The sequence below is a fragment of the Algirhabdus cladophorae genome (genome assembly GCF_044772865.1).
GTDB lineage: Bacteria > Pseudomonadota > Alphaproteobacteria > Rhodobacterales > Rhodobacteraceae > Algirhabdus > Algirhabdus cladophorae.
This window is the reverse complement of the sequence record NZ_CP173029.1, coordinates 1,496,485-1,510,418: the sequence shown is the minus strand read 5'-3', so window position 1 is coordinate 1,510,418 and position 13,934 is coordinate 1,496,485. Positions and strand designations below refer to the sequence as shown.

Sequence of the window (13,934 nt, the reverse complement as noted above, 5' to 3'; positions counted from 1 at the left end):
ACGGGATAGCTGTAACATTCAGCGTATGGCCCGAACCAAGTCGCCAAGAAAGTATCCGCCAATGACAAAAGTTTACGAAAGAATAAGTTACGGCACCGTCAGCCTTATCACACAGGGCGACCATAGGTTTTACACGACCACGATACCAAGCGAAGTATTGGCACAGACTTGCGTGGCCATCAGTCGCGATGAGGACAACATCGAAGGCTTTCAAAGGCTATTGGATAAGAAACGCGCACAGGACATTGCTGACTACATTGATAATGGTCTTGGCACAGTTCCTAGCTCTATCGTATTGTCTTCTCAGGATGATGCCGAATTGATATATGACTCTAAGAAAAAGAGCATTTCGTTCAAAGCGATACCGCAAGCGTTCTTGATCTTGGATGGTCAGCATCGAGTCTACGGCTTTTCATTGGCCAAGAAGACGCTCCGTGTGCCTGTTGTAATCTACGACAACCTTAACAAGCGTGAGGAGTCACGGCTGTTCATTGATATCAATTCGAAACAAAAGGGGGTCCCCACCGAACTACTCCTTGATATCAAAAAGATGGCTGAGTACGAGAATGATGCTGAAGCAAGAATGAGAGTTCTGTTTGATTGGTTTAAGGACGACCCAGCGACCGTTTTATATGGACGACTATCACCTGCAAAGAAGGTTCAGGGAAAGGTCACTCGAACAGTATTCAACTCGGCTCTTGGGCCGCTGGTGAAGCTATTCGGGTCGATGTCTGACGAAGAAGTGTATGGAGTGTTCACTTCATATTATCAGGCAATCTTTGACGTGGTGTTTACACCCAAGAAGCTTGAGAGTGATTTCTTCCAACCGACGGTTTTCAAAGCTGTTAGTGGGTTTTTCCCAATGGTGGCAAGAAGGACCAAGGATAGGTTTGGGTCCATGTACACTTATGACAACTTCGCCGAAGTCCTCAGCCCCGTCGGGGACAAGTTCAAGCCTACGAAAATCAAGGAAGCCAAGAACGCTTACAAGCCGTTGGTAAAACACCTTGAGGAAAGTCTGGACTCGGACTTCCATCTCTGAGGTCACGAGTATGGAGATTCCATCGGCACTTATCCGACAGGTACGTAGAGACTTGATCGGCCCTCACGGGGCCACAACAAACGACTTCAAGGCATTCGTTGCTTCTCAACGCTATACGCCTGACTCGACCCAACCATTGTTTCAACTTCGCCCCTACGACGCTGATGAACTGGTAGCAGGTGTATCAGGTGATTGTAGTAGATTTGGCAGAGCAACATGTGAGACTCTCGCTGGAATAGCATCCGACCCACGGGCACCAAAGAACGCTGCTTGGTTCGTTGTAAGGACCTACTACGCCGCATTCTACAGCGCACATGCGTTCTTACGTTTGTTTGGACGCCTTTGCTCCAACATCGATGGTGCGGAACTCGCAAGACTCCGTCAGGCTTGTAACGCAGTTGGCCAAACGCCACCCTCCAAAGGTTTCTATGAGGTTTCAGTTTCTAGTAATCTCCAGACGTTGGCCTTTGCACCATTGAAGAACTCTCATGAGGACACGTGGGCCACATTAACTCGTCTCATTGATGAACTTAGAACAAATACCGCGTCCGTCGCGGCACCGAAGCAATCACGTGATGACACAATCGTGCTGTTGAGTGCCATCATCGCAAACCTATCCGACAACCAGTCTCATACAAAGGGCAACTTCCTTTCCCATTTCCGCAATCAGGTACAATACAGGTTCGCACATCAAGCTTGGTATCCATATGGGGCGAAGCACTTCCCAACGGCAACTTCCCCAGAAGATATGGTAAAATCAGTCTTAGATGGACGCTACCAAGACATCATTGGCAACACCGAACTGGTAAGGTTTACGAATGCCGCGATGCAATTTATCCAGCTAGTAATTCAAATTGTCGATGCAAGTGCCACCCCCGTCAATCAGGTAAGCAGGCACCTCACACGTGATTATGTGAGGATACGAAACATCTATAAGTGACGACTTTGGGGTGCTGGGATGAAGGTCAACATAACTTACAGGCTCCTAGCCTGTGCCGCCGACAATCCCCTGCGATGAATCGTTGGTGTCATCGATACCATGGCATAATCCCATTCGGGTGGAACTAACACGGCTGTAAGTACCCGATCTGCTAAACATTTTGCTAAACATTCTGCTAAACGTCGAATCTTTAAGTTACTGAACTTAAACAATAAATCATAATAATAAAGGAGTTTTGGCGGACAGACAGGGATTCGAACCCTGGAGACGGTCTCCCGCCTACACACTTTCCAGGCGTGCGCCTTCGACCACTCGGCCACCTGTCCGTTGCTGCGGGTCTATAAAAACCCTGCATGGGGCGCAAGGGGATTGCGCGAAAAAAATTAAGTGTCCAAAAACACCGACACACGGCGGTTTTGACGGCCCTTTTTCTCAATCTTGCCAAGGCGCAAGGGGCCGACTTCGCCAGTGCTGGCCACATGGGTGCCACCACAGGGTTGCAGATCGATCTGGCTCACTTCGTCCCCGATCCGCACCAATCGCACAAAGCCCGCGCCCACAGGCGGTTTGACGGACATTGTTTTGATCAATTGTGGATTTTCGGCTAGTTCTCGATCCGTGATCCAACTGTCGGTGACGGGATAGTCTGCCGCCACAAGATCGTTTAGCGTCGCTTCGATCTGTGCTTTGTCCTCGGGGGCGTCGGGCATATCAAAATCCAAACGGCCCTTCTCTGCGGTGATCGAACCACCGGTCACTGGCAACGGGATCGCCACCGACAACAGATGCAAGGCCGTGTGCACACGCATATGTCGATGCCTGCGGTCCCATTCCAGATGTTGCATCAGCTCTGCGCCCAAAGGCGGTAGCGCAGCTGGCTCAGCTGGAACAAGGATCAGTCCGCCGCCCTCGCCCTTGACACAAGTGGCAATCTCGATCTGGCCACCGTCCCAAACCAATTTGCCGCTGTCCCCTGGTTGCCCGCCTGAAGTCGCATAAAAGATCGACTCGTCCAAAACGATACCACCTTCGGGCGTATGGCTGCGCACAGTGCCTTTTGCGTCGCGGATATAGGCGTCTTCGAGGAACAAAGGATTGGTCGGATTCATGTCGCACCTTTTTGCGTCGGTTCGTCTGGAGAATCTGGCACGTCGTCGGCCGTCGAAGGCGTCGTAGGCTCGGATGCAGAGGGCTGCAAAACCTCAGGATTGCGCAACCAAACATCGCGTTGAGCAAACGGAATTTCGATGCCTTCTTTGGTAAAGCGTTCGGCGATCTGGTGGTTCATTTCCGTCTTAACACCCAACATAAAGCTGACATCGCGCAGGATCACACGGATTTCAAAATCCAGACTGTCTGCGCCAAATCCCATGAACAAAACCGCAGGAGCCGGGTTCAGCAGCACCATCGGATGGGCGCGCGCGATTTCCGTCAGGATCTCTTGGACCCAGCGGGTGTCGGTGCCGTAGGCCACACCCACAGGAACGATCAGACGGCCAACCGTGTTTCCGCGCGTCCAGTTGGTCACTTGGTTGCTGACCAAATCAGCGTTGGGCACGATGACATCCGTGCGATCAAAGGTCTCGATCCGGGTCGAACGCACCGAGATATCGCGCACGTAGCCCATTTGCCCGCCCACTTCGATCCAGTCGCCTTCGGCAATTGGCCGCTCGATCAACAAAATGATCCCAGAGACAAAGTTCGAGACAATATTTTGCAGGCCAAAGCCGATGCCCACAGACAGCGCCCCCGCCACAATCGCCAGTGACGACAGATCAATCCCAGCCGTGGTAATCGCGATCAAGGCAGCAAGGAAAATCCCCACATAACCCACACCCGAAACAACGGCGTTGCGCCCGCCTGTATCCATTTTCGTTTTGGGCAAAACAGAGGTGCGCAGGGTACCTTGCAGCAATCGCGTCAGCATATAGCCCACAACAAAAATGAAGGCGAAGGTTAGAAAATCACTGGGCGAAATTCGCGCGTTGCCGATTTGTACGCCGTCCAGAAAGCGGGTCAGCAATTCGCTCAGGTCCGCCAGACGTGCCCCCCAGCTGAGCGCCAAAAATGGCAGTGCCGCCAAAAACGCAACCAAAGAAAACAGCACTGGGATAAGCGAGTTTGCAGCCTCTTCCCCGCCGCCCGTAAAGCGCGCGTAAAGCCTGCTAAAGATATAGGTGACAATGACGACACTGCCCAAAACCAAGAACGAAAAGCCCAAGGGTTGGATCAATGCCTCGGCCAAGGTCATATAGCCGATGGAGCCCAAAACGACGGCCACCACCGCGGCCACCATCAAGCCACGTCCGACCATGCGAATAGCATAGTCACTGTAGCGCGCATCGGCGCCTTCATCACGGGTTTCTTTGCCATGATAGAGGATCAATCGGCCCAGACGGAACCAAATATACCCCAAGATGACAACAAACGGATAGAACACGACGGCCTTGGACAGGCGCGGCCATGCATCATAGGGCAGCGTGTAGTCCAGGAACATGATCACGCCCATGACCGCACCCAGCCAAGCCGCCAGACGGCGCGCCCGGGCGGCCCGTACCGGGGTCAGTTCAAACAGAAGGTTCGGCCGTTCTTCGGTATTGGGAAAGACCCAAATGCCAATCCAACCGATCAGCGCCGCAAGGCCTGTGCCATATAGCAATCCGTCAAAGGCATTTTGCCAGTTGGGGCCGAAAAAGCCTGTCATGCGGGCCGCCGTAATGATCGCAAGGATCGCTGCAAAAGGCAGCGCCACACGGGTAAAACTGCTGATCATCATCGACAGGCCGCCAAAGCGCATACGGTGATGTGCGGCGTGGTCTTCTAGGCTGGCTGCCCATCGCCGCGCCCGGATCAAAATGACAATACCCATCAGCAGCAACAAGATGGCAATGGGCGCGCGTTGTTGTGCCGTGGTTTTGGCCGTGGCGCTATTGAGCGAGTTTTCCAACCCGCCACTGAGTTTGGTATAGCCGTCCTCCAACAAAGCTGCGCCATCAAACCATGTGGTGGGGTTCAGGGGCGTTGGTCCAAGGTACAAAAGCTCGCTGGTTAATCGCGCCCGGATCAACTGATCCAATTCCTTGATCAAACCATCAGCGCGCGAATAAGCCGTTTGCGCCCGCACCACAGGCGCCCGTGCCGTCGCAAGCGAGGTGTTTAATTCCGTGCGGCGCGCGGTCAGCTCCTCGGCCTCGGAGGCGGGTTCCTCGGGCGCCGGACCCAAGACTGACAATTGATTGGTCAGTGTAGCGATACGGTCCGCATTGATGTCCTGCGCAGACAAGAAGCGTTCACGCCAAGACACCAGTTGCAGACGTAGTTGTTCCAACGCCTGATTGCTGGCTTTGGCGGTTTCCAGCACATCCTCTGCCCGCAGCGCGGTTTTTTCCCACTCCTGGTAATCCGGAGCCAGTTGATCTGCAACAATTGGCGCATTCTGGGCATGAGCCGTGTGGACCACACCGATCCCAAACGTGAATGTTGTCAGAACCAGCAGTGCAAGAATGCGTAAGATCATTTAGGAAACATCCTCGAAAACACTTGGAATGGCGCGCGTGCTGGGGGCCATCCAATCGGGCACGGGCAAGTCTTTGCTTTCCAAAAACTCACGATTGAACAGCTTGGATTGGTAGCGCGTGCCGTAATCACACAGGATGGTTACAATAGTATGTCCCGGCCCCATCTCGCGCGCCATACGCACCGCGCCTGCGATATTGACGCCGCTGGATCCGCCCAGAACAAGGCCCTCATCATGCAGCAAATCAAAGACAATCGGCAGCGCCTCGGCGTCCGGAATGTTGTAGGACATATCAGGCGTGAACCCCTCAAGGTTCTTGGTGATGCGCACTTGCCCGATCCCTTCGGCGATAGATCCACCATTTGAAGCCAATTCACCTGTCGTGTAAAAACTATGCAGCGCCGCACCATCGGGGTCGGCCAGCCCCACTTTGACTCCCTTTGGCTGCAAGACCATACCAACACCAGCCACTGTCCCGCCAGAACCCGCCGCACAGATAAATCCGTCCACTTTGCCCTCGGTCTGGGCCCAAATTTCGGGGCCCGTGGTCTCGATATGGGCTTGCCGGTTGGCCACATTATCGAACTGGTTGGCCCAGATCGCGCCGTGCGGTTCTGTTTTGGCCAGTGCGGCGGCCAAACGTTCCGAATAGCGCACAAAATTGTTGGGATTTCGATAAGGCGCTGCGGGCACCTGCACCAGTTCAGCACCAGCCAGGCGCAGCATGTCTTTCTTTTCCTCAGACTGAGTTTCGGGGATCACAATCACCGTTTTGAACCCCATTGAGGCCCCCACCAAAGCAAGGCCAATCCCAGTGTTGCCAGCCGTGCCTTCGACAATGGTGCCGCCGGGCTTTAGGGCGCCCGAAGCAATCGCTGCTTTAATAATGAAAAGCGCCGCGCGATCCTTGACCGATTGGCCCGGATTCATGAACTCGGCCTTGCCCAAAATCTCACACCCTGTGGCCTCTGATACGGCGTTCAAACGGATCAAGGGCGTGTTCCCGATCGCGGCTGCAAGAGTGGAATGAATGGTCATGGCGCGTCCTTCAATAGCATGGCGAATATGTAGGCCTGCGGACGGGCGAACTCAAGCAGACAATAGGCTTCGGCGGCGGGCCAACCAATGAATGGCCGTCAACAACGGCAGGTTGGAAATCCGCCCCTCCTGCGCATAGGCGTCAAGGGTTTCAAAAGCCATAAGATGTGTTTGGATGTCTTCGTTTTCTTCTGCCAGACCATGCTGACCCACCAAGGATGGCGGCAGATCACAGAAGCTGGCAAACATATGATAAAATTCAGTAGATGTGCCGGGGCTGGGATAGCTGCGACCGATCAACTCAAGCGTGTCAAGCTGCAGACCAGCCTCCTCATGGGCCTCTCGGCGAGCAGCGGCTTCTGGCGTCTCGCCTGCATCGATGCGGCCAGCGATTGGTTCGATCTGCCAAGGCTTGGGATCATGGCGCCCCCAAGGGCCCGCGCGGAACTGTTCGACCAGTAAAACGTGGTCGCGCACGGGATCATAGGGCAGCACCAAAACTGCGTCGCAGGCCAGAAACACCGCCCGTTCCATGGGTTGGCTCCGCTGGCCATCAAACCGTTTATGGGTCAATTCAAGTTCATCCAAAGCAAAGAAATGCGAATAAGGATGACGGTGGGCCAAGATATCGACATCGTCACGGGTCAAGCCGCTCAGCGCGAGGCCAGATGCATCTGCACGGGCCGCAATGCGCGAGGCCGCCCGATCAAACATCACAGCGCGGCGCGCCATCAAGGTCTGTTCGCTGATCTGGCCCAAAGCCCGCGCGATCTCGGGCAAGGCCTCTGTCCAGATGTCAGCGCGCACGGGCAATTCCCCCCGCGTAATCGTCAGATAGTCAGAGTGGACAGTTACAGTTCTGCCTGACAAACGCGCCAAAGTGCCAAGACACTGCAAATCCAGTGGCCCACCGCGCAGGTCTATCGCGTCAGCTGCCTGAACAGTTATTTTGCCCTGAACAACAGGTCCGAAATTTTTGGCGTCTTCAAACCAATCCACAGACACCGGATCACGCAAAGCGTCGCCCCACCCATTCAACAATCAATCCAATAATCATCGCCCCAAAGAGCAAGGTGCCAACAACGAATGGGTTGATCAATACTGGACCCCGCTCGATCATGATCTCAAAGATAGCGACAACAGCCTCTACCGGGTCATCATATTGTTTGCGCAAGGATTTTTCGATCATCTCGTAGAAGGCTTGCAAAAACGCGCACCATAAAACCATTAAAAGAGCCGCAGTTATCCCATAGCCTAACGCGCCAGCGTAGGTGTCCCCTGCCCGCTTCCCGACAAACACCCAACCAATGAAAAAACTGATGATCGTGTTGGCTTCGGAAAACCACCCGACGTTTTCCTCCGGCGGCAACAGCGCCTTAACCATCTCCGAGACGTACCACCCTAAAGCGGCGAAAAGGAGTGCGGCAACAAGGCGGGCTGCGGTAGGCATAGGAGACTTCCTGTATTGGACGGCCTGACCTGATGTTTACCCAGGCTTTGTCACCGTGATCTGCGTTACGTCGCAGTTTCGGCTATCAAACGTCGCCGCACAAGAGGTCAGGTAAAAATTCCACATCCGGCGGAACCGCTCGTCAAAGCCCATGGGGACGATCTGGTCCCATGTATCGTTAAACGCCTCATACCAGCGCTTGCAGGTGACCGCATAGCTTTGGCCAAATTCGATCGAGTTTTTTTCGGTTAGACCGGCCCGTTTGATCGCTGCGCGCAGGGCATTGGGGCTAGGTAACATACCACCAGGAAAGATATATTTCTGGATGAAGTCCACGCCGCGGCGATAGGCCTCCCAACGAAATTCAGCCACCGTGATAATCTGCAACGTCGCGTTTTTTCCGGGCTTTAACCGCTCGCGCAGCGTGTCGAAATACGCGGGCCAATAGCGTTCACCCACAGCCTCAAACATCTCGATACTGGCGATGCCGTCATAGGTGCCTGTTTCGTCACGATAGTCTTGCAGCTTAAAATCCACTTTGTCCGAAAGACCTGCCTTTTCAATGCGTTCCACGGCGTAGTTCAACTGTTCCTGACTGATTGTAAGGCAGGTCACTTTGAGGCCACGTTCCTTGGCGGCGTATTCCGCAAAGCCGCCCCATCCACAGCCAATCTCCAGAACATGATCACCGGGCTTTGCACCCATTTCATCCACCATTTGCGCATATTTCTGGATTTGTGCCGTCTCCAAGCTTTCTTGGCCTGTTTTATAAAGCGCCGACGAATAGGTCATCGTGTCATCCAGCCATAGCCCGTAGAAATCATTGCCCAAATCATAGTGATAACTGATGTTTTTGCGGGCTTGGCGTTTGGAATTGGACTGCAACCAAAACCGCAGCCGTTCGTAACTGCGCACCAATGTCTGCCCCGGAAACCCATTGTAAATGACGTCGTTATCCGCATGAACGAGGTCCATAAAAGCTTGCAAATCCGGCGTCGACCACCATTCGTCCAAATAGGCATCACTAAATCCAAGGTCGCCTTCACGGATTAACCGCGCGAAAAGGTCCTCATTATGCACGATCAGCTCTGCCACGGGTCCGGGATTTTTGCCCTCGGCGCGGAACTTGCGCCCATCAGGCAAGGTCACATCCAGTCGCCCGTAGTTCAGATTTTCTGCCAATGAGAAGGCATTCTTGAAGTAACGCGGCAAATCGGTTTGCCCCTGCGTTGTCGTCAGGATCATAGATGGTTTTCCCCGTGTCGTCCGAATGTGCTTTTGTCAGCACGTTAATCTTTATTAAGCCCCTTTTTTGCGGCAATAACAACCCATTACGGGCTATCCCCACGGCACTTTAGAAGCCTCTGTTACTGTAAGCGTCCAAGGCGATTTGGCGCCCATCTGCTGCGTTCACTATTGGTTGGGGGTACGTGTCAGTTGCCGCAATGGACCACTTTTTCGGGATCGCCTCGAAATAGGCCAATGCCTCGGGCGCGGGATTGCTGCGTCCTTCGGCCAACCATGTGCTGACATAGCTGCGGTGCTTGTCGAACTTATCCAACTGGGTCACTGGATTGAACACCCGAAAGTAAGGCGTCGCATCAGGGCCAGACCCACTGGACCACTGCCACCCCATTGCGTTACTGGCCGGATCCCAATCAATCAGGCAATCGGCAAACCAGTTCATCCCTATTTTCCAATGACACATCAGATGTTTGGTCAAATAGCTGGCAACAATCATCCGGCCGCGATTGTGCATCGTGCCCGTGACATACATTTCGCGCATGGCCGCATCGACAAACTGAATTCCTGTGCGTCCTTGTTTCCAAGCGATCACCCGTGCATCGGTTTCATCGGTGTTCCAAGGAAACGCGTCCCAGTCCTCTTTCCAATTATCGCTGACAATCCGTGGGGTGTGAAAGGCAAGATGATACGCAAATTCGCGCCACACCAGCTCCTTTAGAAACACTTCGGCATCACTGACGCCCTGATCCAATTTCCCTTTGCCTGCGTGCCAGCACTGGGTCGGGCTGATCTCGCCCAAAGCCAGATTTTCACTCAGGCGCGACGTGCCATGACGTTTCCATGGCAGATCACGGTTGGCAGTATAGCCACCGATCGGCCCGTCGCAAAATGCGTGCAATCGCTCCAACGCTTTGGCCTGCCCCACCGTTGTGTAGGGCAAAACGACATCCGCGCCGCGCTGCATCGCTGCCCCCATGGCCCAACTGTCCAGCGCATCACTGGCAGGCCATGCCTCGGGCGCGGGGATTTTAGCCGGTTCCGCCAAAGGCTGGGGTACGTCGCGCGTGCGTACTGATTTCCACATAGGCGTGAAAACCTTGTAGAACCCACCTGTCTTGGTTTCGACACTCATGGGTTCAAACATTACATGCCCGCCAAAACTGCGCGCGGTGATCCCGCGCGCCTTGAGGGCGGATTTAACCTGCGTGTCACGTTCAATGGCTGCGGGATCATAAAGCCGGGACCAATAGACGGATCCTGCACCGGTTTCGGCAATCAGATCCTCCAGCACTTGCTGGGCCGTCCCACGGCGCAAGATCAACTGACTGCCTTTGGCCCGGAGGTCCTGTTCAAGCTGGGCCAGCGACAGGCCAAGGCGCCACTTGGGCGCGGCCCCTAATTGGGAAACTTGCTGGTCATGGATGAAAACTGGAATAACCGGCGCACCGGCCTCGCAAGCCGCAACCAGCGCAGGATGATCGACCAGCCGCAAATCGCGCCGCAGCCACAAAAGAATTGGTGTGTTCATAGTCCCTCTTGGTCACGCCAAGGCCGTTTGTACCTTAGAGGGTTTGATCTAGGGCGTCTATCAGCCGGTCAACCTCTTGTTGGGTGTTATAGTGGACAAAACTCAGCCGCAGCACCCCTTGATCCAAATCGACCCCCATGGCGGCAAGGGGACGAACGGCGTAGAAATCACCGCCCCCTGCCATGATCCCATGGGCATTTAACTGGCGGGCGGCCTGTTCGCCTGAGCGTCCTAAGTCCAAGGCAATTGTCGGGGCGCGATCCTTGGCATGGGGAGGTCCTAACAGGCGCAAATCATTCCGACCACTGAGGTAATCCAAAAGCGGCTGCATCAATGCCGTCTCTTGGGCCTGAAACAGCGTGTTAACACAATCGCAGCGCCCTGCCCCATCTCGCCCTGCTTTGTAGTGGTGCGCATAAACCGCGTCATAGTAATCCGCGATCCCGGCGCAAGCGGCCACTTGGGCGTGATCGGGCCCTGCTGGTGTGAACCGTTGATAGAGCGTCGTGCCATTAAAGTCATGACCCTGATTGGGCAGAAGCATTCCTAGATCACGACCGATCACCATGACACCTTGATGGGGTCCGTAGGTTTTGTAGCCGGAAAACAGATAGATGTCCGCACCCAGCTTGTTCACATTGGGAATGCCGTGGGGGGCGTAGCTGACACCGTCCACGCAGGTGAATATCCCCTCGGATCGCGCCAGTTTGCAGATCTCGGCCACTGGATTAATCTGGCCAATAACGTTCGAGCAATGGGGAAAACACAGCAGTTTGACCTTCTCATCGATCAGATTTTTCAAAGCATCCACGTCAAGATGACCTGTTTGCGGATCGATCTGCCATTCCCGCACCTCGATGCCACGGGCGGCAAGACGGCGCCACGCGCCTGTGTTGGCCTCGTGATCTTGATTGGTGACAATGATTGCATCGCCCGACGTCAACCATTGTCCAAAGGCCTGTGCCAAAACATAGACATTTGCCGTGGTTGACGGGCCAAACGACACTTCGTCAGTGCTGACGCCCATCATCCGCGCTAGGCGTTCGCGGGCCTCATCCATTTCGTCCCCAGCCAAAAGCGAGGCGTGATAGGGCGCATAAGGTTGGACTTTGCGTTCGCGGTAAAACCGTCTCAGGCGCCAGTACACATAGCGGCACATGTAGCTGCCACCCGCGTTTTCAAAGAAGGCTTTGTCCCGCAATGCGGGTTCCTGAAATGCGGGGAATTGGGCGCGAACAAAATCGGTATCCAGTTGCATACCGTATGAATACAGGACTGGCTTTGGTTTTCAAGTACCAAAGCCAGTCCATTGTTTTTGATTGTTCTGATTCAGAACAAAACTGACTTATTCAGCCGGAACCGTCGTCGCAACACCCGCAGCTTCACGGCGTCCATCATTGTAGATCGCTTTGATCAGCGACAAGCACATCAAAACCATCACAAAAGAAAATGGCAGCGCGCCAATCACCATCGCGGTTTGGATGGCCCCGGTCCCGCCAGAGATCAGCAAACCTGCCACAACCAAACCTAGGGCAGCACCCCAGAACAGGATATGTGGACGGGCTTTTGGCCCCTCGTCACCAGCAGCATTGATGGTGTTTACAATCAACACAGCCGAGTCAGCCGATGTCACAAGAAACGTCATCAACAATACAACGATCAACAGCGCCATACCCCACGCAAGGGTTTGCGCGATCGGGGCCAGCATGAACTCGGTCATGGCAAAAATCTTGTCACCGTTTGCGGCATCAAAGATCACGCCATTTGCGCCACCGTTCAGCTCAAGATCAATCGCTGTGCCACCGGCCCAAGAGAACCAAACAAAGCACATCAGCGACGGAACGATCATCGCACCAAGGACAAATTCACGGATGGTACGACCCCGCGAAATACGTGCCAGGAACAAGCCTACGAACGGTGCAAAAGCAATCCACCAAGCCCAATAGAACACGGGCCACCAGCCCTGCCATTGTGCCAGTTTAAAGGCTTCGGACCCGTCCACACCGTCGGATCTAAAGACGTTGAAGCTGAGTTGCGGCAATGCGATCAGATAGTCCCAAAGACCGACAAACATCGCACTGAGACCAAAGAAGGTCGCACCAAAGATGATGAAAAAGCCCAGCAAAACAATCGACAAGACCATGTTGATGTTGGAGAGCCATTTGATGCCTTTGCCCACGCCGGACAAAGCCGACAGGGTTGAGGCCCCCATAATCACCAACAGGGCCACGATGATGCCAAACGTCGATGCAGCACCCTCAGCGTTTGTAAGGCCACCAATGCCGATACGGGTCAGACCCGCGACGAATTGGTCTACACCGAACCCAAGAGTTTGCGCCACACCAAGGATCGTCGCAACCACGGCCACGATATCCACGATTGTGCCCAGAAGGCCCGACAGTTTCGCGCCAAACAACGGTGTCAGCCCCGAGCGGATCGTTAAGGGCAAACCACGCCGATAGCTAAAGAACGCAAGGGACAAACCGCAAACAGCGTAACAGGCCCAAGCCCCCAAACCCCAGTGCAGGAAAGACCATTTGTAGGCCATGCGCACGTTGTCGGCAGTGCCACCATTGGTGATGCCCATGATCGTTTCAGGGTTCGAGCCAAAATGCGCCACTGGTTCAGCCACGGCCCATGTCAGCATGCCCACACCGATACCGGCGCCAAACATCATCGAGAACCATGAGAAATTCGAGAATTCAGGTTTTTCGCCGTCCAGCCCAAGGTTCAACCTGCCCGCAGTTGGCCAAATCGATAGCCCAAGACAGACAATCACAAAAAATGCCACGACCCAAATGTACCACGCCGCAAAGCTAGCAAGGATCGCTGAGTTCCACGCCCCCAAGACTTCGCCGGCCCATTCCGGCCAAACAATGCACCACACCACGAGCACACCGATGATAATCTTACTTACCACCGTGACATCAACACTAAATCCACGATAAAAACCGCTGTCCGCGGTCTTGATCGGCAGATCGGTTAAAGGTTCTTTTATAGCCATCAGTTTATTCCCTCCTGTTGCTTATTTTTATAGCGTTAAGCGTAAATCAACCTTGGAGATATCGTAACCAAAAAGCGTCCCGTTCCGGTCAAAACAGACAATAAAGTCAAAAAAAGCCCCCGAAATGAAGATTTCAGGGGCTTTTTCACGGGCTTTTTGGTTTTTTAGCC

The 13,934-nt window shown here is 54.1% G+C and carries 11 protein-coding genes and 1 tRNA gene; 2 read left to right on the top strand and 10 right to left on the bottom strand.

Annotated features, from left to right (window positions below):
- The first annotated feature begins 61 nt into the window (after positions 1-61).
- Positions 62-1,042, top strand: coding sequence for a DGQHR domain-containing protein (locus tag ACIRQ6_RS07335; RefSeq protein WP_420863474.1), 981 nt, complete (start codon positions 62-64; stop codon positions 1,040-1,042).
- A 10-nt stretch (positions 1,043-1,052) separates the two neighbouring features.
- The gene (locus ACIRQ6_RS07330; protein ID WP_420863473.1) at positions 1,053-1,982 is read left to right on the top strand and encodes a hypothetical protein; all 930 of its coding nucleotides are present in this window, start codon (positions 1,053-1,055) and stop codon (positions 1,980-1,982) included.
- A 236-nt stretch (positions 1,983-2,218) separates the two neighbouring features.
- Here the strand turns inward: ACIRQ6_RS07330 and ACIRQ6_RS07325 are convergent.
- The 10 genes from ACIRQ6_RS07325 to ACIRQ6_RS07280 form a co-directional block, all read right to left on the bottom strand.
- A tRNA-Ser gene (locus ACIRQ6_RS07325) sits at positions 2,219-2,308 on the bottom strand.
- Between the two features lie 57 nt (positions 2,309-2,365).
- Entirely contained in the window at positions 2,366-3,091 is a 726-nt protein-coding gene (locus ACIRQ6_RS07320; protein WP_420863472.1) for an alanyl-tRNA editing protein, read from the bottom strand.
- On the bottom strand, positions 3,088-5,499 hold the full coding sequence (locus ACIRQ6_RS07315; protein WP_420863471.1) for a DUF3772 domain-containing protein: 2,412 nt from the start codon (positions 5,497-5,499) through the stop codon (positions 3,088-3,090). Before ACIRQ6_RS07315 ends, ACIRQ6_RS07320 begins: the two co-directional genes overlap by 4 nt.
- Positions 5,500-6,537, bottom strand: a complete 1,038-nt coding sequence (locus ACIRQ6_RS07310; RefSeq protein WP_420863470.1) for a cysteine synthase A — start codon at positions 6,535-6,537, stop codon at positions 5,500-5,502.
- Positions 6,538-6,588: 51 nt separating this feature from the next.
- Positions 6,589-7,554 carry an NUDIX domain-containing protein gene (locus ACIRQ6_RS07305; protein WP_420863469.1) on the bottom strand — a complete coding sequence of 322 codons (966 nt, stop codon included), beginning with the start codon at positions 7,552-7,554 and terminating at the stop codon, positions 6,589-6,591.
- Positions 7,547-7,987 (bottom strand): TrgA family protein, encoded by a 441-nt coding sequence (locus tag ACIRQ6_RS07300; protein WP_420863468.1) that lies wholly within the window; start codon positions 7,985-7,987, stop codon positions 7,547-7,549. The genes ACIRQ6_RS07305 and ACIRQ6_RS07300 overlap by 8 nt, the downstream gene beginning before the upstream one ends.
- Positions 7,988-8,023: 36 nt before the next feature.
- Positions 8,024-9,232 carry a class I SAM-dependent methyltransferase gene (locus ACIRQ6_RS07295; RefSeq protein WP_420863467.1) on the bottom strand — a complete coding sequence of 403 codons (1,209 nt, stop codon included), beginning with the start codon at positions 9,230-9,232 and terminating at the stop codon, positions 8,024-8,026.
- A 109-nt stretch (positions 9,233-9,341) separates the two neighbouring features.
- Positions 9,342-10,760, bottom strand: coding sequence for a cryptochrome/photolyase family protein (locus tag ACIRQ6_RS07290; protein WP_420863466.1), 1,419 nt, complete (start codon positions 10,758-10,760; stop codon positions 9,342-9,344).
- A gap of 34 nt (positions 10,761-10,794) precedes the next feature.
- Positions 10,795-12,018, bottom strand: a complete 1,224-nt coding sequence (locus ACIRQ6_RS07285) for an aminotransferase class V-fold PLP-dependent enzyme (protein ID WP_420863465.1) — start codon at positions 12,016-12,018, stop codon at positions 10,795-10,797.
- Between the two features lie 87 nt (positions 12,019-12,105).
- Positions 12,106-13,764, bottom strand: a complete 1,659-nt coding sequence (locus ACIRQ6_RS07280) for a BCCT family transporter (protein WP_420863464.1) — start codon at positions 13,762-13,764, stop codon at positions 12,106-12,108.
- Between the last annotated feature and the right edge of the window lie 170 nt (positions 13,765-13,934).